Origin of the sequence: Campylobacter upsaliensis, from assembly GCF_900637395.1 — a bacterium.
Lineage (GTDB): Bacteria > Campylobacterota > Campylobacteria > Campylobacterales > Campylobacteraceae > Campylobacter_D > Campylobacter_D upsaliensis.
This window is the reverse complement of sequence record NZ_LR134372.1, coordinates 1,419,565-1,440,320: the sequence shown is the minus strand read 5'-3', so window position 1 is coordinate 1,440,320 and position 20,756 is coordinate 1,419,565. Positions and strand designations below refer to the sequence as shown.

The window sequence follows — 20,756 nt, the reverse complement described above, 5'->3', positions numbered from 1 at the left end:
CAAAATCTTCTTCATTTTTAAATTTCAGTTTATCTTTGAGCCTATAAACCCTACTTTCTTTTAAGGCTTTAAATTCTTTTTTAGCTTGTTTGATTTTGCCATAAAGATTAAAATAGGATGCCTTGCTTAATAGAATTTTTCCTAAACGATAGCTTAAATGTGTTTTTACCCATAAAGCTTCATTAAAATCAAAACATTGTCTAAGGGGAGGATAGGCTAGATCTGCTCTTGCAAGCTCAAGTGTTTTTCTAAATTGAGTGAGTTTATGATGAGTTTTTTTGATATGGTAGAGTTTAAAGAGTAAGGATATTATACCCCCCCCCCCCCCCCGTGTTATATTTGATTAATTCTTGACCAAGTTTATAAGAAAGATGATTTTTGATTCTTTGTATGGCTGAGTTTGGATTGGTGATCATTAGTGTTCCTTTTGTCTAAATTAAAAACGCCATTGTATCAAAAAAAATGAAAGGGTAATCCCTGAAATGGGGATTACTTGAAGAGTTTTTTAAAGTCTTGAGCGGTGTCAAACATTGAAGTGGTATTAAGATTAGCTCCCATTAAAATCGCCCCACTAAGCTCACTTAAATTTACTTTAATTTCCTCTCTCTTATCTTCGATGTAAGCTAAAACTCCCTCATATCCGCCCTTATCAAGCACTAAAAGAGGGTTTGAAATTTCAAATTCAAAAAGCTTTTGTCCCACATACACATTAAAAATATTATCAAAAAGTGCCGTCCCCATAAAAGAGCAGCTATTCACAAGCTGCGATGAAGCTGCGTCTAAAGTGCGTTTTTGCACTTCGTCTGTATCCTTTTGAAGTCTTTGAGTGATATTATTTTGAATTTTCTTAAGACTTAGATCTAAAACTTGCAAAGCGCCTATAAAATCGTTTGCATCGCTAATTTGTGAGCAAAGCTGTTTAGCCTTAAATTCGCTCACCCCATCGACTTCGCCTAAATGCTGTTTTAAAATGTCTAATTCACTTTTCATTTGCTTCCTTTCAAATATTGCTAAGTTTAGGTAAGCAAAAAGTGTTCCTCTTTTAGCTAAATTTCGTAAGCCACGCAATAATCTTATCGCAGAGTTCGTTTAAACCTCTCTCAAAACCTACAACTAAAGTATTCATTTGCAAATCTTCAAGCACGACAAGCACTTCAAAAAATTCATTTTCAAGAATTTTTTGTTCTTTGATGTCAAAAAGCGTTACGCTAAGGCTTATTTTTGCGAAATTTCCCTCACTTGTGATGATTTGCTCAAAAGATTCTAAGCGACTTTTTAGAGCTAAATCGACAGGCGTTAAATTTGCTTTTTCTACAACGGCATTAAAAATACCACTTTTTTCCAATTTATCCAAAAGCACAAAGCGGTAAAAATTACTCGGTAAATCCGCCCAAAAATGATAAGCATAAGTCCCACTTAAGCCCTTTTTTACATAAATAATTTCTTTGGAATTTAGATATAGTGGAACTTTAGGCTTTAAAATTTGAAGCGTTTTTTGCGAGTGTGTGAGACTTTTTTCGTAGCCATAGCTCTTTAAAATCAAACTTTGCTCTTTATCCACAGAAATTTTAGCACACCCGCTTAAAAAAAATAGCAAAAAAAATGTAAAAATTCGCATCATCTCTCTCCTGGTCCTAGTTTGGGTTGAGTTTCTTTAAAGATTAAATCAGACGGACTTCTTTGCAAATTCTTAATGGCTTTATTACTCTCTAAAAGCCAAATTTTAAGAAGCTCTAAGTCCTCCAAAAGGGCATCGCGAAGCTCATCGTAGCTATCTATTTTCCTAGTGCCTTTTTGCATTAAAAGCGTGAAAGCCCTGCTACTTTCATCGACATTTTGTAAAGTTTGGCGTAAATTTTTCGCACTCAGCTCTACTTCTTTAGCCATCAAAGCGACATTTTTACTAGCTTCGTTTAAATTTTTACTTAAAGCCTTAGAATTTGCATTTAAATTTTCACTAAGCTGGGCTAAATTTTTCAGCAACATTGCAATGTTTTGTAAATTTTCATCGCTTAAAAGCTTTTTGCTTTTATCGTCCGCTGTTTTAATGAGAGAAAAAATCCTCTCTCCCTGTCTGTCAATGGTCGCTAAAAAGCTTTCCCTAAAGGCTATCACAGGGTAGCCACCATCGCTAGTTAGCTTTTTGGAATTCACACTTCCTCCTTGAAGCTGTATAAATTTAAGCCCGGTAATACCTTGAAGCTGTAAAGTCGCAAAAGTGTCCTCTTTAATAGGCGTTTCTTTTTTGACCTTGATGAGGATATTAACTCCTAAGTTTTGTTTCGTATAAATGCTGATATTTTCCACACTTCCAACTTCCACGCCAAGAAGTCTTACGGGGGCTTTAAGTCCAAGTCCAGCGACTGATTCTTGCGTGTGAATTTCATAGTATTCAAAACTTTCTTCTTCTGAATACCCTCCAAGCCATAGCATAAAAATGAGGCTTGCAAAAAACACTCCAAAAATAAAAATTCCAACCCAAAAATAACTTGCCTTATTTTCCACTTTTACTCCATAAATCTTTTAAAAAGTCTTTCATTTTGCACTTTTAATTCGCTAAAAGTGCCACAAAAAGCGACCTTTTTATCTTCTAAGATGATAAAACGATCTAAAATATTTTTCATACTTTCTTTATCGTGCGTAACTAAAATGATATTTAAATCAAGACTTTGCTTAAGTTTTAAAACCAAATCATCAAATTCACGCGAACTATAAGGATCAAGTCCAGAAGTCGGCTCGTCCAAAAAAAGCAAACGGCTATCAAGTGCTAACGCCCTAGCTATCGCTACTCTTTTTTGCATACCTCCACTTAACTCACTTGGATACTGCTTTAAAACATTTTCATTTAAGCCGACCATTTTAAGCTTCATCATCACAAGTTCTTTAATAGCTTCATCGTTTAAATTTGTATATTCTTTAAGAGGTATGGCGATATTTTCAAAAACAGAAAAAAAGCTAAACAAAGCCGCAAATTGAAATACCACGCCCCATTTTGAGCGTAAAATTTGTGCGTTTTCTTCGCTGATGTTTTTAAGTTTAAAGCCTAAAATTTCATACTCTCCACTATCAAAATGCTCTAATAAAAGCATTTGTTTTAAAAGCACAGACTTACCACTGCCACTTCCTCCTAAAATGCCAAAAATTTCGTTTTCTTTCACCTCAAAACTGACGCCATTATGGATACATTTAGAGCCGAATTTTGTAATGATATTTTTCGCACAAATAACCATCATATGCCCATTTGCGTTAAAATGACAGAAAACAAAGCATCAAAGGCTATCACCCAAAAAATCGCATTAACCACGCTTTTAGTTGTGTAAATTCCTATACTTTGCGTTGTGTGTTTGACTTCAAGACCCCTAAAACAAGCTATTAGTCCTATTAAAAAACCAAAAATAGGTGCTTTTATCAAGCCTATAATAACATGCTTAAGATCCACAGCCTCCTTAAAACGGCGTAAAAATTCGATAAAATTAATATCCAAATTAAGATGAGCGACCATCATACCTCCAAAAATACTGACAAAATCACTCACCGCAACGATTAAGGGCATAGCCACGACTAAAGCTAAAACGCGTGGGATAATGATGAAATGAAAGGTTGAAAAACCCATAGTATTCATCGCGGCAATTTCATCGGTAATCTTCATCACCCCAATTTGTGCGGTGTATGAACTCGCACTGCGTCCCGCTATCACAATAGCCGCTATTAGAGGTGCTAGCTCTCTTGTGGCTGAAATTCCTACTAAATCGACTATGAAAATATTTGCACCAAATTGTGCCAATTGAAACGCTGCTTGATAAGCTAAAACAACGCCCACTAATAAAGCCGTCAAAATCACTATGGGTAGGGCTTTAAGAGCTGAATTTTCTATATGATACAAAAAAGCGACAAAACGAAAGGTTTTAGGCTTTTTAAAACACTGAAAAAACGCGGTAAAAAATTCGCCAACAAAACAAATAAATTGTTTTAAAATCCCAAGCAGATTAAGACTTAAAACGCCTAGATTGACGAATAATTCCGCTGCATCAAAATGCTTTTTTGGCTCTTTTAAAATTCTTTGATAATTCTTCTCACAAAGCTCAAATAAGGCGTTAAATTTCTCGCTTAAATGCACTCTTTGACTCACAATGCTTCTTTTTTGCAATTCATATTCTAAAGCTAGGAAAAATCTCACTCCAGCCATATCAATAAATTCTAAATGATGAAAGTCTAAAATACACTGCGTTTGAAAATTTTTAATAAAATCAGTAATTTTAAAATCTGCAATGCTATTTTTATCCCAAATTCCTAAAACAAAAAGCGTTTGATTTTGAATTTGAAATAGCGTTTTCATCGTTAAATTTGACGCACGAAGGCACAAAGCTTTGGCACACTAAAGCCAAAATGTTCAAATACAGCCTTATCCTTACCACTTTCGCCAAAACTTTCTATGATATAAAGCACATCACAAAACTGATAAAGCTCTTTAGAATTCGCTGCTTCAACGCCGATAACCTTGCCCTTTAAAAGTCTCTTTTTATAGGCTTTATCCTGCCTTTCAAAAAGCTCATAACAAGGCATAGAGATGACATTACACAAAATTCCCTCTTTTTCAAGCTCCAAAGCCACATCTAAACAAAGACTTACCTCGCTACCACTTGCTAGAAGCGTGTATGTAGGATTTTGATGCTCTTTTAATAAATAAGCCCCATTTTCCACATCACCAAAAATAGCCCCATCTAAGGCTTTTAATTTCTGCCTTGAAAGGATAAAGGCACTTGGACACTCATTTTTTAAAGCCACCTGCCACGCTTTAGCATTTTCTACCCCATCAGCTGGTCTAAAGCTTAAGAAATTTGGCATAGCTCTAAAAGTGCTTAATTGCTCTATGGGTTGGTGCGTAGGACCATCTTCGCCCACACCTATACTATCGTGGGTAAAAATAAAAAAATGTTTAAGTTTCATCAAAGCCGCTATCCTTGCTGCTGGCTTTAAATACTCGCTAAAAATGAAAAAAGTCGCCGAAAAAGGTAGGAAAAGTCCATATCTCGCAAAGGCGTTATTAATAGCCGCCATAGCGTGTTCTCTTATCCCAAAATGGATATTTTTACCCTCTACAAAATCGCCCATTGCTTTAAGTTCTGTTTTATTAGACGGCGCAAGGTCTGCACTCCCTCCTAAAAAACCTTCCAAATTTTTAGCTAAAACATTTAAAATTTCGCCATTACTATCTCTTGTGGCTAGGTCTTTACCTTTAAAATTTGGGAATTCTATTTTAGAAAAATCAGGATTTAAAAGCTTATTGAGAAGCTCTTTTTTGCCTGAATTTTCTAAAGTTTTATTCCATTTTGCCTCGCTCAAATCACCAAGCTCTACCGCACTTAAAAAGCGAATTTTCACATCTTCATCAATGATAAAATTAGCATTTTCATCAAAGCCGAGCTTTGCTTTTGCCCTTTTGATTAAATCCTCGCCCAAAGGTGCGCCGTGGCTATGATGACTTCCCTCAAGTTCTAAAGCACCTTTTGCTATGGTTGTTTTGGCGATGATGAGATAAGGTTTAGAGCTTTTTTTCGCCCTGCAAAACGCCGCATCAATCTCCTCAAAATCGTGCCCATTAATTTGCTCTACTTCAAAGCCTTGTGCCTCAAAACGCTTCATAATATCTTCGTTAAAGGCGATTTTAACATCACCCTCAATGGAAATTTCATTACTATCATAAATTAAAATTAAATTATCAAGCCTATGTAGTCCCGCTAAAGAACAGGCTTCATAGCTAATACCCTCTTGCAAATCCCCGTCGCCACACAAACAATAAATTTGGTGATTAATCAAATCTTTACCTAGTAAATTTTGTGCTTTTTTCGCTGCCATAGCAAAGCCTACGGCATTTGCCACGCCTTGTCCTAAAGGTCCTGTGGCTATTTCTACACCTGGTGTTGTGATTTCTGGGTGTCCGGGCGTTTTGGAGTGAAGTTGGCGGAAATGTTTTAAATCCTCCAAACTTACATCATAGCCGCTTAAATGCAAAAAACTATAAAGCAAAGCTGAGGCGTGCCCACCTGAAAACACGAGGCGGTCGCGATTTAGCCATTGTGGATTTTTAGGATTATGATTTAAATGTCTGCTTAAAACGACCATAATATCCGCTAAGCCCAAAGGCGCACCCGGATGCCCTGAATTTGCCTTTTGTATCATATCTGCACTTAAAAATCTTAAAGTATTCGCCTGCTTTTTTAACATTGTTTTCCTTTATAAATATTCTTTAATTAAGTCTTTTAAACTTGCGATAAAATTAGCATTTAAACCCTCAAATTGACACTCTTTTAAAAGTTTATCTTTGCACTCCTTAGCCTCTTTAAGTCCTAATAAATTCACAAAAGAATTTTTATGTGTATCGGCATTTGTCGGTTTTCCGCTTTCTTTTTCGCTCAAAGTCGCATCGATAATATCATCATTGATTTGAAAAATTAAGCCAAGTTTTAAGCCCAGTTCGTAAAGTTGCTTAGTTATTGTTTCGTCAAGTTCGCAAATTTGACAGCCCATTTTTAAACTTGCCGCGATGAGTTTGGCGGTTTTGTGTGTGTGTAAAAATTCTAATTCTTTTAAGTTGAGCTTTTGATCTTCAAAATAACAATCAATCGCCTGTCCTATAATCATACCATTAAGCCCCGCATTAAAAGCAAGAGTTTCTACGAGTTTAAGAGAGATTGTGGCGGACAAATTTAAGCGACTTAAAAGCAAAAATGCTTCCGTATTTAAAGCATCGCCAACTAAAATCGCCGTTGTTTCATCGTAGCTTTTATGTAGGGTGGGTGTAGAGCGTCTAAAATCGGCATTATCCATAGCGGGCAAATCATCGTGTATAAGCGAATAAGTATGGATAAATTCTAAAGCTAAAGCCGCATCCAGCGCTTCTTTAAAACGCTCTTTTTTGTAAAAATAAACCACATTTAAAAGAAGTTGAGCGCGAAAATACTTCCCCCCAGCTTTTAACATCACTGCTAAGGCTTCGTTAAAAAATGGGTGGAAACTTGGAATTTGAGGTAGATTTCGCATTAAGTGCTTGTGAAATTCCTCCCTCAAATTCACTTCACAAGCCTTATGAAAAATTGAAATTTTCCATCACTTTTTTGGGATAAGTCAAGATTATTATCAAAACGATGCAAAGGAAGTTTTTTCTCTAGTCTTTCTAGGAGTATGTTAAAATCATTACCCTTAGCTAAAATGTCTTGAAGTTGCTTGAAATTTTTAATCATTTCATTATTAACGCGTAAAATTTTATCTCCTACCATAAAGCCAGCCCTACTTGCTTTTGAGTTGGTATCGACTTTAGTTACGATAAGAGCAGAATTGACACTTAAGCCAAGATTACTTCTAAAACTTGTTGGAGCAGGTTTTGGCTTATTGCTTGGCAAATTAAAATGGCTAATGTCCTTTTCAAACACTATGCTAGAGATATTTAAATCCTGATTATCTCTTTTAACACCAAAATAAATCGTGCTTCCTCTATCGGCAAAAAGTATTCTCTCATTGACCTTTCTTACATCACGCACATTAGCTCCATCAATGCTAATAAGCTCATCATTGACTAAAAATTGTGCATTTTTACGGACATTTCCTACATAAATTTTATTTTCTCTTACGACAAAATCGACTCCTATATCACCCCAATACACATCATTATATTTCATAAAATGCTTAAGATAGCGATTACCTATGAAAGAGCCGTTATTTAGAGCTATGCCTAGCATATTGCAACAAGGCTCACCTAAAAGTCCTACCTTACTTTGAAAGTCAAGCTGGTCTTTTTCGTCAATATTTTGTGCTAAATACTTAATGTGTCCTATATAAGGCTTATTTGGATCCCAAATACCCACCCAGTCGTTTCTAGTAAGCTTTTCTTCATCTGCCATAGGCGTTGGGATAAGAGAAAAGGGCGTTCTTACAAGATATAAATTTAAAAAAGGATCATATTTGACATATTGATTTAGCTTTGCGTTAGGCGTTTTTAAAACGGCTAATAAATTTTCGCTTAAAACAAAGGCTTGCATACCTTCATAATTTAACATACTTGCCTTATTTCTCTCATACCCTGCGGCAAAGTCCTCAAATCTCGGTCTTTCAATCGCCCACATAAAAGAAAATAAAACAAAAAAAGTCAATAAAATTCTCATATCTTAAGCCCTCCTAAACCTCCAAGCATATCACTTGCTATGCTATTTTTATTTTGTGCGACCATAGCCAAAACATCATTAATTGCCGCTATGAGTAAAATTTGCAAAGATTCTTTATCCTCAAGCAAAGAATCATCAATACTAACATCAATAATCTCTCCCTTGCCATTTGCACTTACTTTCACAAGTCCCGCACCGCTTTTAGCACTAAACTCTTTTTTGTCTAGCTCAAGCTCCATAGCCTTAGCCTTTTCTTGCACCTTGTTTAAAAGCTCACCCATTTTAGAAAAGTCTAAATTTTCAAACATTTATTTTCCTTGATTTTTATAAAAATTTAACACGACTTCTTTGTCGCTAAAAGGATATTTTACGCCCTTAATTTCCTGATAAGTCTCATCGCCTTTGCCAAGTATGATGACTAAATCGTCTTCTTTTTTTAATTCTAAAGCCTTACAAATGGCAAGTTCCCTATTTTCTATCATCAAAGGGGTGTTTTTATCCTCAAAGCCTTGCAAAATTTCTTGCATAATGCTTCTAGCATCCTCGCTTCTGGGATTATCACTTGTAATGATAGCATTTTTTGCATAATGAGCGACCATTTTTCCCATTAAAGCCCTTTTGCTCTTATCTCTATCGCCTCCTGCTCCAAAAACGACAATGAGATTTTTATTTTTCAAACTATCAAGCACCTTTTCTATCCCATCTGGAGTATGGGCAAAATCGACTATCACTCCCTCTACAATCTTCTCCACCCTTCCACAAACTCCACCAAAACCACTAATAGCCCTTTCTAAATCTGCCAAATTTGGCTTTACAAGCTCATTAACACAAGCACTAGCAGCTAAAAGATTGTAAAGATTAAAAAGTCCCAAAAGAGATGAGTGTATGTGAAAGCTTTGATTTTTAGCTAAAACTAAAGCGTCAATTTCATTTTCTAAAGCATAAGCTTTAACTTGATAAAAAGCTGGATTTTCTATGCCATAAGTGTAGGCATTTTTGACATTGAAATTGATATGAAAGGCGTCTTTGTTGATAAATTTCAAGCTTTCATTTGTGAAAAAACTCTCTTTTGCCTCTTTATAATTTTCAAAAGAGCCGTGAAAGTCTAAATGATCTTGCGTTAAATTAGTAAAGATTTTTGCTGCAAATTCTAAGCCCTCAATGCGGTTTTGCACCAAAGCGTGGGAGCTTACTTCCATCACAAAAAATTCACACCCTTTTAAGGTCGCTTTTTGTAAATATTCTAAAGTTTTTAAAATCGGCGAAGTGGTTAAGGACTTTTCATCGATTTTTTCATCATTAATAAAAGCTCCTCTTGTCCCACAAAGCCCACATTTAAAGCCTAAATCAAGCAAGATAGAATAAATCGCCGCCGCGGTTGTCGTTTTGCCATTAGTGCCTGTGATGCCGATGATTTTAATTGTTTCATCGATACCTAAAAGCTTCTTAGTCTCTTCCACATCGATGATTTTGGCACCTTTTTTTACGGCTTCATCTTTAAATTTGGCATTTTGAAAGCAGCTTAAAAAAAAGCAATCTTTCTCACACTCGCTTGAATTATCCGTGATAAAAGTTTCATTTAGCTTTATTTTCACCCTTAAACCCTTTAAATTGTTTTTTGAGTTTTATAAAATTTTCGTGATCCCAAAAATGCGGAAAAATATCTTCGATATAATTCAAAGCCGCTTCCTCATAGCCATTTTTGCATAACTCTTCTAAAAAATTTAAAAAATCTTTCTTATCATCAATGATTAATTTAGCATTAAAAATAATATTTTCAAAACTTTTCTTAAAGCCTATTTTTTTCACGCTTTCTAAAAAATCTCTATAATTTAAAGCGTGTCCATCTTCAAATTCATCTTTAATGTTTGCTTTAAACATCACTAAAGTTAGAACGCTTTCAAAATCTTTTTGCATTTTTTTGCTTTTTGCGTGTTTGAGATAAAATTCAAGCAAAGCCTTAGCTTCTTGCTCTTTTTCAAGTCCAAATTCGCAGAGGCTAATAAGATTTAACAAATGCTCATCTTTTTTTTCTTTATAAGCTAAGGAAAGATAAATAAGGGCGTTATTAAAATCGCCTATTTTTAAATATTTTAATGCAATCTTTCTATAATTTTGCAAATTCTTGCTCCCCACCTTCTAGATTTATAATGCTAATTTCAGGGTGAATGTCCATTTTAAGCTGTCTTTCAAGAGAATATTTAAGCGTAATGCCACTTGAGGCACAGCCCTTACAAGCACCGATTAAATGCACATAAACTACGCCATTTTTTACACCTAAAAATTCAAGTCCCCCTCCATCACGCTCCAAAATGGGCAAAGATTTTTCTAAGCTTTTTTTTACAGGATTTATTAATTCTTCATCGCTAAAAGGCATCATTTTTAAACCTTAACTTTCATTTTTTAAACTTTAGCTAATTTGTATTAAAATTAAGTAAATTTAATTTTTCAAACGAAATTTATCATATTTTGCTAAAATTTATAATGCGGATTACAGGAGACTAAATGGCAGAATTAAGAGCAGAGGCAAATACTATCGCGGATTATCTTTCTAAAAATCACTTTCTTATTCCTATGTATCAAAGAAATTATGTTTGGGGAGAAGATGAGTGTGGGCAGCTTTGGGACGATATTTATCATTTTTATAAAAATAAAATAGACGATGATGAGTATTTTTTAGGCTCTATGGTCATTTACGCAGAAAATAAGGTGCAAAATATCATAGACGGACAGCAACGCACTACTACGCTTTTACTGCTTATCCGTGCGATTTATGAAAAGGCAAAAGGACAAAAGAAAGAAAATGTCGATAAATTAAAGGATAGTTTAGCGGATTGCTTATGGGATACGCATCGTAGAACCGGAGAAATTTTTTACGAAAAAACGCATTTAAAAAGCGAGGTTGCCACAGATAAGGATAATGAAAAATTAGAAAATCTTTTTAAAGACGAAATAAAAATAGACGAAAAAAAATATCTTTATTTTAAAAGAAAAATTGATGATTTGGCACTTAATGAGCCTGTGGAGTGGCTTGGCTTTTGTGAATGTTTGCTTGATGATTGCGTAATTTTACCCATAGAATGCAGCGAAAGGGACAAGGCTTTAAGGATTTTTAATACTCTTAATAATAGAGGCATTTCGCTTAGCACGGCAGATATTTTAAAAGGCATTATTTACGCAAATAAAAAAGAAGATGAAAAGCCCATTTTTGCGAAAGAGTGGCAGAATTTAGAAAGCTTACTTCAAGATTCAAATTATCTTAAAAAAGAAGATGTAGGCTTTTTATTTGAGCAATATGAGCATATTATTAGAGCTTTACACGAGGAATTAGACACGGTTATCCCTACTGTGCTTGATTTTTGGACTAAAAAAGATAAATTAAATTCTAAAAAGAAAAATGTCAATTTTGCAGCAAATGAGGACTTACTCACGCAAAAAGAAAGCTTTGAATTTATCAAAAAACTGGGCGATTTTTGGGCGAATCCTTATGATTTTTTAGACGAGCAGGGTAAAAAATATTTTGCGATTTTAAATCTATTTCCTAATAAATTATGGCGTATGGTCGTTTCGATGTGTTTTTACGAAGCACATAAAAATAAAGAGAGCTTAAAAGAGCTTTTAGATACCATTTTGCCACAAATTGCATCTTACTGTGCGCTTGGTTTATTTTGGGGTAAGGGCGGTGGATCTGGGCTTTTTTGGGGCTTTATGAAGGCTAATATCAATTTAAAAAACAAAAAAAGAGAGAAAATTTTTGAAAAATCTTTAAATTTACCCATTTTAAAAATGCCGAGTTTGGAAAATTTCATCGATTTTTCCCAAAAAACTATCCCTAAAAATATGCGTTATATCCTTGCTTTTTATGCCTTAATTTATGATGAGAAGCAAATTTTTTGGTGGAATAGTGCAAATAAAAATTTCAGTTTTAATCTTTTAGAGATAGAGCATATACTCCCTAAAAAATGGCAGGATAATTACTACAAGCTTGAAGAAGATGAGGTTAAAGGCTTGGTTGAACAAATAGGCAATAAAATTCTTATAGAAAAAAAGCTTAACATTAGCGCTTCAAATGAATTTTTTGCTAAGAAAAAAGAGTATTACGCTACTTCATTTTGTGCCGAAGTAAAAGCCCTTTCCAAAAGCTCTAAAAAGAACTGGGATTTTAAGGACATTGAGGAAAGAAACAGGCAAATTTATGCTAAATTTGGCGAATTTTTCAGTAGGATATTTTAATGCAAAAACACACCAAAATTAAGGGTTTTGCCAAATTTAGACTTATTTTCATTTTAGCTTTAATGTCGAGCATAGCTCCACTTTCTACCGATATGTATCTCCCCGCTCTTTCACAAGTAAAACAAAGCTTTGAAACAAGTGAGTTTTTAACTCAACTTTCTTTAGCAAGTTTTTTTGTAGCTTTTGCTTTAGGACAGCTTATTTATGGACCTTTAAGTGATGTTTTTGGGCGTAAAATTCCTGCACTTGTGGGCATTTTTCTTTTTATGCTTTCTAGCCTTTTTTGCGTGATTATTGATAATATTTATGTTTTTATCATTTTGCGTTTTTTTGAGGCTTTGGGTGGGTGTGCTGGGGTCGTCATTGCTAGGGCTATTGTTAATGATTTATTTGAACTCAAAGAGGCGGCGAGTATTTTTGCTCTAATGATGGTTTTTAGTGCGCTTGCACCTATGCTTTCTCCTTCATTTGGGGGCTTTTTGATAGAATATTTTTCTTGGCATAGCATTTTTGCGACACTTTTTGGGCTTGGAATTTTACTTTTTTTACTCATTTTTTTTGCACTCAAAGAGTCCGCCCCTCATCTTAAAAGGCAAAAATTTTCTCATAAAGAAACACTAAAAAGTTATCGCTTTGTTCTTAAAGACAAGCCTTTTATCCTTTATGTTTCTTGTGCTTCTTTAGTTTTAGCAGCTATGTTTGCTTATATTACGGGGTCTAGCTTTGTGTTTATTAATTTTTTTGGTTTGAGTGAAAGGGATTTTGGTTTGCTTTTTGGACTTAATGCTTTGGGCTTTGTTATTTTTGCAAATATTAATGCCAAAATGGTTAGAAAGATCGATAGCGAAAAAATCCTCTTTTACGCGCTTATCATTATGCTTATTTCTACGCTCATTTTATTTGTAAATTCTTTGATTAAGCCAAATTTTTGGCTTTTTGAACTTAGCATTTTTACAAGTATAGCCTTGCTTGGTTTTATCGCTCCTAATACCACAACTTTAGCAATGGCACGCTTTAAAGACCACAGCGGAACAGCTTCTGCGGTGCTTGGCACTAGTCAATTTGCTTTAGCGGGGGTAATTTCTTTTATTGTGAGTGCGGTGGGTGCAAACACTCCTGTCATTTTAGCTTTAGTAATGCTTATTTGTGTTGTGCTTGCAAATGGACTTTATTTTGCGATGAAGAGATAATCACCACTCTATAAAGGTTTTTGCTTTTTTAACTTGACTAAATTCAATGCAAATTTCAGCTTTTTCATCTTGCAAAAAGATATTTTCTCCCTCGACTTTTAAAAGTTTTCCTTGAATTTTCTCTTTTTCGCTTGTAGTGATTTTAAGCATTTCGCCCACACTTTTTTCAAAATGCTCCAAAGCGCTTAATTTTCTCTCAAGTCCCGCAGAAGACACTTCTAAAAAATACTCCCCACTAACAGGCGGCTCCACATCAAAAATTGGGGAAAGAATTTCACTTAGTTTAGCACAATCTTCCAAGCTCACTCCACCCTCTTTCATAATGTAAATGCGGTAAATTTTTTTGCCATTTTCACTCACTAGCTCACTATCATAAAGCTCAACTCCAGCTTCTTTACATAAAGCCTTAAGATTCATCATTTTTCCTTTTTATCTTTTCAAAAAGTGCGTCCATATGATTTTGATACTCTAATCTATCGTCAAATTTAAAGTGAAAATTAGGACATCTATACCAGCCTTGCTCACTCATACAATAATTTTGCAAAGCCCTTGAAGCTTTTTTAAGAGCATTTAAAATTCTTTCTTGCTCGTGAGTATTTAAAAACATCTTATCTAAATAAACAAAGGCATCATAACGCCCCTTGCGACACTCCACATCAACCACACAAAGATTTTTCAAATTTTCATCATCTAAATGCGCTAAAGCTTCAGGAATAAGCTCTTTTAAGATACTTTCGGTGCGAAGTTTTTTAATCTCACTCATAAACTCACTCTTTGCTCAACTTCTTTATAGCTTTCTATATAATCGCCCACACGCATATCATCACAGCCTTCTATCCCAACGCCACATTCATAACCCTTAGCGACTTCTTTAACATCATCTTTAAAGCGTTTAAGTGAGCTGACATTACCCTCATATACGACCACCCCATCGCGAATCAAGCGAATTTTAGCACCCCTATTGATAACACCTTCACTCACCATACAGCCAGCGATTTGCCCTATTTTTGGCACAGAAATAACTTGTCTAACTTCAGCTTGTCCCAACTGCTCTTCAGAAATTATAGGACTCATCATACCACCAAGCAAGGCTTTGACATCATCAAGCAAATTATAAATAACATTGTAAGTTTTAATCTCCACGCCCTTATCTTTAGCTCTTTCTTTAATCTCACCTGTTGGGCGTATATTAAAGCCAAGCACGATAGAATCTTCACTCGCACTAGCTAACTCTATATCACTTTGCGTGATACCGCCCACACCGCTATGGATAATATTGACCTTAATTTCATCATTTCTAAGCTTTTCCAAACTCGCCCTTAAAGCCTCTAATGAGCCTTGCACATCGGCTTTTAAAATCACACTTAAAGCCTTTAAATTCCCCTCTTTAATCTTAGCTCCTAGCTCGTCAATACTCACTTTAGTGGATTTACTTAATTCTTTTTGTCTATTGTATTCATAACGCTTTGCGGCGTATTCTCTCGCCTCTTTATCACTTTTAACGGCGATTAAAATTTCACCCGCATCAGCTACCTCACTAAGTCCTACAATGACTCCGCATTCTCCGGGCTTAATTTCCTTTAAAGCCCTGCCAGTATCATCACTCATAGCCCTTATTTTACCATAAGCTACACCAGCAACTATAGTGCTTCCAACCTTTAGCGTTCCATTTTGCACGATAATAGTCGCCACAGCCCCACGACCCTTTTGCACGGAGCTTTCTATCACGCTAGCCTTAGCTAAGGTTTTAGAATTTGCCTTAAGCTCCAAAAGATCTGCTTGTAAAAGCACAATCTCAAGTAAATCTTCTATCCCCGTGCCAGCCTTAGCTGATACAGGCACAAATTCATAGCTTCCACCCCACTCCACGGGCATAATTTCCATTTCGGCAAGTTGGGTTTTGACCATATCGGGATTTGCATTTTCTTTATCCATTTTATTAATTGCTATGATAATAGGCACATTAGCCGCTTTAGCGTGATTAATCGCTTCTTTGGTTTGTGGCTTGACCCCATCATCAGCCGCTACGACTATGATGACAATGTCCGTAATGCTCGCTCCTCTTGCACGCATAGCGGTAAAAGCTTCGTGTCCGGGAGTATCGATAAAGGTGATTTTACGCCCATTTTTTTCCACCATATAAGCACCCACATGCTGAGTAATGCCCCCTGCCTCGCCACTTACCACACGCGAATTTCTTATATAATCTAAAAGTGAAGTTTTCCCGTGATCGACATGTCCCATAATGGTAATTACAGGTGCTCTAGGCTCCAAACTCTCTTCATCTCCCATATCATAGTCTTTCACATAATCAAACTCGCTCACCTCATCGATAATCTTAATTTCAATCCCAAATTCTTCCGCTAGAATTTCGATCGCTGTCTCGTCTAAAAAGTCATTTTTAGTCGTCATCATACCAAGCATAAAAAGCTTAGAGATAATTTCGCTTGTGTTTTTACCAAGCTTATCGGCAAATTCATAAACACGAATTTCCTTAGGAATTTCTAAGTTAGTAATAACTTCACTTTCCTTTTTCTCCACTCTTTTTGGCGGCTTTTTGCGACTTCTTCTTTGTATGCCAACTTCGCCAAAATTAATAGAATTATTTTGACGCAAAAAATTTGGCGGTTTTTTAGGAGTATTTTGCACGACCTCTTTTTCTTTTACGCTAAAATCGGGCAAAACGACCTCATCTTCATCATCTAAAGAAATATCACCAAAATCTTGACTTTCTAAAAAGTCCATTTTTTCAACACTTTCTTTTTTTGTAGCAACAAGGGCTTTTTTTTCTTTTTTCTTTTTCTTTAAATTTTCATCAGCATTGGAAAAAATCATCGACAAGCTAGGACGCTCTGATGTGCTAGGCTTTTGTTCTTCTTTTTTAAATTCTTGCTCGTCCTTTTTCTTTTTAACGATGACAAGACCACGCCTCTTAGCTAAAGTTGCACCAGCCAAACTTTGAGGCTCATTTTTTTCTTTTTTAAGTTCTTCTTTTAAAGGCTCAACTTTCTCTTGAATTTCTTCTTTAGGTTCTTCTTTTTTTGTCTCTTTTTTGGCTTTGACTGCCTTTGGTTTCTCTTCTTTTTTTAAATTTTTACCTGTTTTTTTCTCTTCTTTTTTGAAAATAGCAGGGATAGTTTTGGTTTGAATATATTCATAAATTCCAGCCGCTATCTCTGGCTCTACGGCATTTGAAGCGGTTTTAATGTCAAGTCCTAGCTCGTTAGCTTTTTGAATAATGTCTTTGCTATCATAGCCTAGCTCTTTTGCGATTTCGTGTATTCTAACCTTTGCCATTAAAAATTCTCTCCTTTAAATCCTGCTGTGATGTTTTTATTATATTTTTACAAGCCCTAGAAAGTGCTTTTTGCCATTTATGATTGTCCTTTAAGAGACACGCCTCACACAAATATACGCTACGACCGCATTTTAAATCAGCACGAAGTTCATTATTTTCAACTCTAAAGCGGTATAAGGTATTTTGTTTAAAACGATTTTTGCATAACACACACATTCTAATTGGCGTGTGTTTGGGCGTAATTATACTTTTTTTTGTGTTATTTAGCAAATTTTAAAGCCTTCGTTATCAAACTCTACGCACTCTACACGAAAGGTAGGAAATTTTTGTGCTATTTTGGTGGCTAAATGTTTTGCTTCCTCCTTAAAAGCAAGAGAGAAAAAGCTTGAGCCTGAGCCTGAAAGTGTGCTCATTAAAGCCTTATTTTCAAGAGCGAATTTTTGCACTTCAAAAAGTTCTGGCAGGGTTTTCATACGCTTAAATTCGTGGAGTTTATCCTGACTTGCTAGGCGTAATAATTCATATTTTTTCTCCAAAAAACAAGCCGTTAAAAAAGATGAGTGAGAAAGATTAAAAACGCAATCTTTTAAGCTTATATTAAGACTTAACGCTTCTCTACTTTGCTCCGTATTCATCGCTATATTTGGTATGATTATGACTGCTCTTAAGGCTTCATCAAGCTCTTTTTTAATGCTAAAAACCTTACTATTTTCAACCATAGAGCAAACAAAGCCTCCCAGTGTGGCGGGGGCGATGTTATCGGGGTGATTTTCATATTTTAAAGCCTCGTTTAAAATGCGTTCTTTTTCTACCTTAAATCCACTTATCGCATAAGCTGCCCCAATCGCTCCTACAATCACAGCTGAAGAGCTTCCAAGACCTCTTGAAAGGGGGATATTATTTTGAAAAATGAAACGAAAATTTTCTTTTTTACCACTTAGATTTCCATAAATTTCATTAAAGATTCGCACAAAGGCATTGTTTTTCTTCAAAAAGACATTTTCACTACCCTCGCCATTAATGCTAATGCTAGTAATTTTTGCTTTTTCAATTACAACTTCATTGAAAAATTTAAGACTTAAGCCTAAGCAGTCAAAACCGGGACCCAAATTTGCACTCGTAGCAGGAACTAAAATCTTCAAAAAATATCCTAAATCACATCTAAAAAATAAAAAGGAAGATTATCTTTTTTCAAATTTACTTCTTTTAAGCTAGAGGGTAAAAAAAATTCTCCCTCCACCGCCTGTTTTAAAACAATTTCGCCTCTTTCATAAACAAAACAAAAATGCTTATTTGCCCTTATGGGTTTGAAATGGTTTAGCTCAAATGCACTTAAAGCAAAAAGGGGAATTTCTTTCACTATGCTTAAGGTTTTAAGGCTTATATAAGAAATTTTTATCCCCATATAAGAGCCCGGACCATTTGCATAAACAAGCCTTTCAAATTCAAATTCTTTAAGCAAATTTTGCAAAATTTCTGGGATAAATTCACTTGCTTTAAGCTCACTTTGATATTCTCTTATAAGTCTATCATCATCATAAATTCCAAGCATTACAGGCTTAGAAATGGCATTTAATAAAAGCGTTTTTATGCAAAAACCTTTTCATAAGCTTTTTCGCAAGAGTTTTCAAGGGTAATGACTTCATAACTCTCCTTATCTTTTAAAAGCTCTTTTGTAAGTAAATGATTTAAATGATGACTCCCAGCATAAGAGGTATAATCCCCATAAATTCGGTATCCAAGTAAGGTCAAATCTCCAATGGCATCTAAGATTTTATGTCTTACAAATTCATCTTTAAAACGCAAACCTTCAGGATTTAAAATGCGGTTATCATCAACAACTATGGTATTTTCAAGGCTGCCTCCAAGTCCTAAATTCATAGCTCTTAAGGCTTGCACATCTTTTAAAAAACCAAAAGTTCTAGCCCTGGCGATATTTTCTATATAATTTTTCTTGCTAAATTCAAAACAATAGCTTTGTTTGCCGATTAAGGCATTGTCAAATTTAATGGTATAGTTTATTTTAGGCTCTTTTGTAGGGCTAAGACGCACAAATTTATCTCCATCTCGCACCTCAATAACCTTTTTAATTACCATAATTTTTTTAGACGCTTCAAGCTCTCTTACTCCCGCTTCATCAAGCATCATACAAAAGCTAATGCTAGAGCCGTCCATTACGGGTGCTTCGTTAGAATTTAAAACGATGCGGACATTATCTATTCCATAAGCATTAATCGCACTCATCAAATGCTCAATAGTCGATATATAAGCTCTTTCATCGCCTATTACTGTTGCTAATTTTGTATTAATAACATTGTGCGGTTTTGCCTCGTAACTTATGTTAAGGTCGCTTCTAAAAAATACTATGCCAGAATTTGCCTCCAAAGGCTCTAAAATAATCTCAATAGGCTCACCCTTATGAAGTCCTATGCCCGTGCCACTTACGGCTTTTGCTAAGGTTAATTGTTTCATCTTGTCCCCATTATCACTTTTTTAGCGTCATTAAACACCTTATAGATATTATTTTCTAGCCATTTTTTATCTTGCCATTGCTCAGGTCTTGTCTCAACTCCTTGCACTAAAATTCCAAAATGCAAATGATCTCCCAAAGCCAAGCCGCTTACGCCTGTTTTAGCAATAATGCTATCTTTCGCTACATTTTCATTAAGCTCGACATTAGATGAGGAGCAATGTCCATAAAGGCTATAAATTCCAAAGCCGTGATAAAGTATGAGATTAAGCCCATAAATTCCATTTTCTTCAGCGAACACAACCTTTCCAGTATTATTGCTAATAATAGGTGCTTCGCTCGTGCTAGCTAAATCAAGCCCCATATGATAAGAATCGCTCACAAACTGCCCATTATAAGAATAATATCTATGGTCAGCAAAATCGGCAACCTTAGCGGCATTTTTTAAAGGTAAAAATAAATTAATATTAAATTCTCCAAAGCTTTCTTCAGGAACGGCAGAAGTGATTTTATGAATAAGCTCTTCATTTGAGAGTCTTAAGGTTTCATTTACAAATTTAAATTTTTCAAAACGCGTAAAGGTATTGTTTTTAGGAGCGTATATGGAGACTAAACTTTCTATTTTTCCGTCTAAGAATTTATCGCTTAAGTTAATATTAGAAACGCGGTATTTTCGATTTAAAAGATAATATCTTATGCGTTCTTTTGCAATATTTCCTGCCGCATCTTTTGCGATAACATAGGCTCTAAATTCCTCATCTTTTGCGTCCCAAGCGATTAAAGCGGCGTAATAATCTTTCTTAAGATAAGGTGTAACCTTAAAAATTCGACCCTTATTTGTTTCTATAAAAAGTTCTTTTAAATTCGCATCCTCAGCCTTAAAAACGACACTTGCTGCTCCTCCTTGCTCTATATTATAAGAATTGCTAATGATATTTAATTTAGGAGCCTCATTGTCAATCATAACTACAACTTTTTTATAAGCTTCATTTCCATTAAAATTCCAAAAACTTGTATCCTTCGCCCAAATTTCTAAAAAATAAGAATTTGTTTTGTCTTTATAGGCTTGTTTGGGAAGATTGATTTGTAAAGAGACTTCTTTATCCTGCTTGATTTTACCATCTGCTAAGATCACTCCTGGGTCATTATCATCTTTTTTAAGAACGATTTTGATGGATTTTACCGCATTTTCTTCATCTTTGACTTTGACTAAAAGTGGGGATTTAAGATTGGTATAAAGTGTATCTTCAACAAGAATTTGCGGAGCATTTTTCTCAAAGATGCTTAAATTTAAAATAAAAAAACTACCCAAAAATAATAAAATAATAATCAAAAGCCACAATAAATTCCTTGTTTTTTTCCTCGCCATCATTTTTCCTAAATATCTAAAGTAATATAGGGAATTT

The 20,756-nt window shown here is 35.0% G+C and carries 23 protein-coding genes and 1 pseudogene; 2 read left to right on the top strand and 22 right to left on the bottom strand.

The window, feature by feature from the left end; translation table 11 throughout:
* Positions 1-127: 127 nt before the first annotated feature.
* The 14 genes and pseudogenes from EL158_RS09010 to EL158_RS07185 form a co-directional block, all read right to left on the bottom strand.
* Positions 128-283 (bottom strand): annotated as a pseudogene (locus tag EL158_RS09010) (DUF8374 domain-containing protein); the annotation flags it as partial.
* 10 nt (positions 284-293) lie between these two features.
* Complete coding sequence (locus EL158_RS07245) at positions 294-416, bottom strand: sugar transferase (RefSeq protein WP_232008202.1); 123 nt, start codon at positions 414-416, stop codon at positions 294-296.
* 73 nt (positions 417-489) lie between these two features.
* The gene (locus EL158_RS07240) at positions 490-990 is read right to left on the bottom strand and encodes a flagellar FLiS export co-chaperone (RefSeq protein ID WP_027304697.1); all 501 of its coding nucleotides are present in this window, start codon (positions 988-990) and stop codon (positions 490-492) included.
* A gap of 52 nt (positions 991-1,042) precedes the next feature.
* Positions 1,043-1,621: an ABC-type transport auxiliary lipoprotein family protein gene (locus EL158_RS07235; protein ID WP_027304696.1), complete on the bottom strand. Its 579-nt coding sequence runs from the start codon at positions 1,619-1,621 to the stop codon at positions 1,043-1,045.
* Positions 1,618-2,505 carry an MlaD family protein gene (locus EL158_RS07230; protein WP_027304695.1) on the bottom strand — a complete coding sequence of 296 codons (888 nt, stop codon included), beginning with the start codon at positions 2,503-2,505 and terminating at the stop codon, positions 1,618-1,620. Before EL158_RS07230 ends, EL158_RS07235 begins: the two co-directional genes overlap by 4 nt.
* Positions 2,506-2,507: 2 nt before the next feature.
* Entirely contained in the window at positions 2,508-3,230 is a 723-nt protein-coding gene (locus tag EL158_RS07225) for an ABC transporter ATP-binding protein (protein WP_027304694.1), read from the bottom strand.
* Entirely contained in the window at positions 3,230-4,336 is a 1,107-nt protein-coding gene (locus tag EL158_RS07220; RefSeq protein WP_027304693.1) for an ABC transporter permease, read from the bottom strand. The genes EL158_RS07225 and EL158_RS07220 overlap by 1 nt, the downstream gene beginning before the upstream one ends.
* A gap of 2 nt (positions 4,337-4,338) precedes the next feature.
* Complete coding sequence (gene tkt / locus EL158_RS07215; RefSeq protein ID WP_027304692.1) at positions 4,339-6,225, bottom strand: transketolase; 1,887 nt, start codon at positions 6,223-6,225, stop codon at positions 4,339-4,341.
* 9 nt (positions 6,226-6,234) lie between these two features.
* Positions 6,235-7,074 (bottom strand): polyprenyl synthetase family protein, encoded by an 840-nt coding sequence (locus tag EL158_RS07210; protein WP_027304691.1) that lies wholly within the window; start codon positions 7,072-7,074, stop codon positions 6,235-6,237.
* Entirely contained in the window at positions 7,071-8,159 is a 1,089-nt protein-coding gene (locus EL158_RS07205; protein ID WP_004277859.1) for a PDZ domain-containing protein, read from the bottom strand. Before EL158_RS07205 ends, EL158_RS07210 begins: the two co-directional genes overlap by 4 nt.
* Entirely contained in the window at positions 8,156-8,467 is a 312-nt protein-coding gene (locus EL158_RS07200) for a YbaB/EbfC family nucleoid-associated protein (RefSeq protein ID WP_004277858.1), read from the bottom strand. Before EL158_RS07200 ends, EL158_RS07205 begins: the two co-directional genes overlap by 4 nt.
* Positions 8,468-9,754: a UDP-N-acetylmuramoyl-L-alanyl-D-glutamate--2,6-diaminopimelate ligase gene (locus tag EL158_RS07195; protein ID WP_027304690.1), complete on the bottom strand. Its 1,287-nt coding sequence runs from the start codon at positions 9,752-9,754 to the stop codon at positions 8,468-8,470.
* Positions 9,735-10,280: a hypothetical protein gene (locus EL158_RS07190; RefSeq protein ID WP_027304689.1), complete on the bottom strand. Its 546-nt coding sequence runs from the start codon at positions 10,278-10,280 to the stop codon at positions 9,735-9,737. The genes EL158_RS07195 and EL158_RS07190 overlap by 20 nt, the downstream gene beginning before the upstream one ends.
* Complete coding sequence (locus tag EL158_RS07185) at positions 10,267-10,539, bottom strand: NifU family protein (RefSeq protein WP_004277855.1); 273 nt, start codon at positions 10,537-10,539, stop codon at positions 10,267-10,269. Before EL158_RS07185 ends, EL158_RS07190 begins: the two co-directional genes overlap by 14 nt.
* Positions 10,540-10,664: 125 nt before the next feature.
* Here EL158_RS07185 and EL158_RS07180 point away from each other — a divergent pair, with 125 nt between their 5' ends.
* The gene (locus EL158_RS07180; RefSeq protein WP_027304688.1) at positions 10,665-12,392 is read left to right on the top strand and encodes a DUF262 domain-containing protein; all 1,728 of its coding nucleotides are present in this window, start codon (positions 10,665-10,667) and stop codon (positions 12,390-12,392) included.
* Positions 12,392-13,582 carry a multidrug effflux MFS transporter gene (locus EL158_RS07175; RefSeq protein WP_027304687.1) on the top strand — a complete coding sequence of 397 codons (1,191 nt, stop codon included), beginning with the start codon at positions 12,392-12,394 and terminating at the stop codon, positions 13,580-13,582. The genes EL158_RS07180 and EL158_RS07175 overlap by 1 nt, the downstream gene beginning before the upstream one ends.
* Here the strand turns inward: EL158_RS07175 and rimP are convergent, their stop codons facing one another.
* The 8 genes from rimP to pgp6 are packed head-to-tail and all read right to left on the bottom strand — an operon-like array spanning position 13,583 to position 20,719.
* Positions 13,583-13,999, bottom strand: a complete 417-nt coding sequence (gene rimP, locus EL158_RS07170) for a ribosome maturation factor RimP (RefSeq protein ID WP_027304686.1) — start codon at positions 13,997-13,999, stop codon at positions 13,583-13,585.
* Positions 13,989-14,345 carry a 30S ribosome-binding factor RbfA gene (gene rbfA, locus EL158_RS07165; protein WP_027304685.1) on the bottom strand — a complete coding sequence of 119 codons (357 nt, stop codon included), beginning with the start codon at positions 14,343-14,345 and terminating at the stop codon, positions 13,989-13,991. Before rbfA ends, rimP begins: the two co-directional genes overlap by 11 nt.
* Positions 14,342-16,879 carry a translation initiation factor IF-2 gene (infB, locus tag EL158_RS07160; protein WP_027304684.1) on the bottom strand — a complete coding sequence of 846 codons (2,538 nt, stop codon included), beginning with the start codon at positions 16,877-16,879 and terminating at the stop codon, positions 14,342-14,344. Before infB ends, rbfA begins: the two co-directional genes overlap by 4 nt.
* The gene (locus EL158_RS07155; protein WP_167541489.1) at positions 16,866-17,096 is read right to left on the bottom strand and encodes a DUF448 domain-containing protein; all 231 of its coding nucleotides are present in this window, start codon (positions 17,094-17,096) and stop codon (positions 16,866-16,868) included. Before EL158_RS07155 ends, infB begins: the two co-directional genes overlap by 14 nt.
* Before the next feature lie 47 nt (positions 17,097-17,143).
* A complete protein-coding gene (thrB, locus tag EL158_RS07150; protein WP_027304682.1) occupies positions 17,144-18,022 on the bottom strand; it encodes a homoserine kinase in 879 nt (292 codons plus the stop codon).
* A gap of 8 nt (positions 18,023-18,030) precedes the next feature.
* A complete protein-coding gene (locus EL158_RS07145; protein WP_027304681.1) occupies positions 18,031-18,432 on the bottom strand; it encodes a glycoprotease in 402 nt (133 codons plus the stop codon).
* A 35-nt stretch (positions 18,433-18,467) separates the two neighbouring features.
* Positions 18,468-19,352, bottom strand: a complete 885-nt coding sequence (gene lpxC / locus EL158_RS07140) for a UDP-3-O-acyl-N-acetylglucosamine deacetylase (protein ID WP_004275932.1) — start codon at positions 19,350-19,352, stop codon at positions 18,468-18,470.
* On the bottom strand, positions 19,349-20,719 hold the full coding sequence (pgp6, locus tag EL158_RS07135) for a peptidoglycan metallopeptidase Pgp6 (protein WP_027304680.1): 1,371 nt from the start codon (positions 20,717-20,719) through the stop codon (positions 19,349-19,351). The genes lpxC and pgp6 overlap by 4 nt, the downstream gene beginning before the upstream one ends.
* Positions 20,720-20,756: the final 37 nt, after the last annotated feature.

Coding starts and splice junctions, on each gene's coding strand:
- EL158_RS07245 (WP_232008202.1), bottom strand. CDS start 416: ATGATCACCAATCCAAACTCAGCCATACAAAGAATCAAAAATCATCTT.
- EL158_RS07240 (WP_027304697.1), bottom strand. CDS start 990: ATGAAAAGTGAATTAGACATTTTAAAACAGCATTTAGGCGAAGTCGAT.
- EL158_RS07235 (WP_027304696.1), bottom strand. CDS start 1,621: ATGATGCGAATTTTTACATTTTTTTTGCTATTTTTTTTAAGCGGGTGT.
- EL158_RS07225 (WP_027304694.1), bottom strand. CDS start 3,230: ATGGTTATTTGTGCGAAAAATATCATTACAAAATTCGGCTCTAAATGT.
- EL158_RS07220 (WP_027304693.1), bottom strand. CDS start 4,336: ATGAAAACGCTATTTCAAATTCAAAATCAAACGCTTTTTGTTTTAGGA.
- tkt (WP_027304692.1), bottom strand. CDS start 6,225: ATGTTAAAAAAGCAGGCGAATACTTTAAGATTTTTAAGTGCAGATATG.
- EL158_RS07205 (WP_004277859.1), bottom strand. CDS start 8,159: ATGAGAATTTTATTGACTTTTTTTGTTTTATTTTCTTTTATGTGGGCG.
- EL158_RS07200 (WP_004277858.1), bottom strand. CDS start 8,467: ATGTTTGAAAATTTAGACTTTTCTAAAATGGGTGAGCTTTTAAACAAG.
- EL158_RS07185 (WP_004277855.1), bottom strand. CDS start 10,539: ATGATGCCTTTTAGCGATGAAGAATTAATAAATCCTGTAAAAAAAAGC.
- EL158_RS07180 (WP_027304688.1), top strand. CDS start 10,665: ATGGCAGAATTAAGAGCAGAGGCAAATACTATCGCGGATTATCTTTCT.
- EL158_RS07175 (WP_027304687.1), top strand. CDS start 12,392: ATGCAAAAACACACCAAAATTAAGGGTTTTGCCAAATTTAGACTTATT.
- rimP (WP_027304686.1), bottom strand. CDS start 13,999: ATGAATCTTAAGGCTTTATGTAAAGAAGCTGGAGTTGAGCTTTATGAT.
- rbfA (WP_027304685.1), bottom strand. CDS start 14,345: ATGAGTGAGATTAAAAAACTTCGCACCGAAAGTATCTTAAAAGAGCTT.
- infB (WP_027304684.1), bottom strand. CDS start 16,879: ATGGCAAAGGTTAGAATACACGAAATCGCAAAAGAGCTAGGCTATGAT.
- EL158_RS07155 (WP_167541489.1), bottom strand. CDS start 17,096: ATGTGTGTGTTATGCAAAAATCGTTTTAAACAAAATACCTTATACCGC.
- EL158_RS07145 (WP_027304681.1), bottom strand. CDS start 18,432: ATGCTTGGAATTTATGATGATGATAGACTTATAAGAGAATATCAAAGT.
- lpxC (WP_004275932.1), bottom strand. CDS start 19,352: ATGAAACAATTAACCTTAGCAAAAGCCGTAAGTGGCACGGGCATAGGA.
- pgp6 (WP_027304680.1), bottom strand. CDS start 20,719: ATGGCGAGGAAAAAAACAAGGAATTTATTGTGGCTTTTGATTATTATT.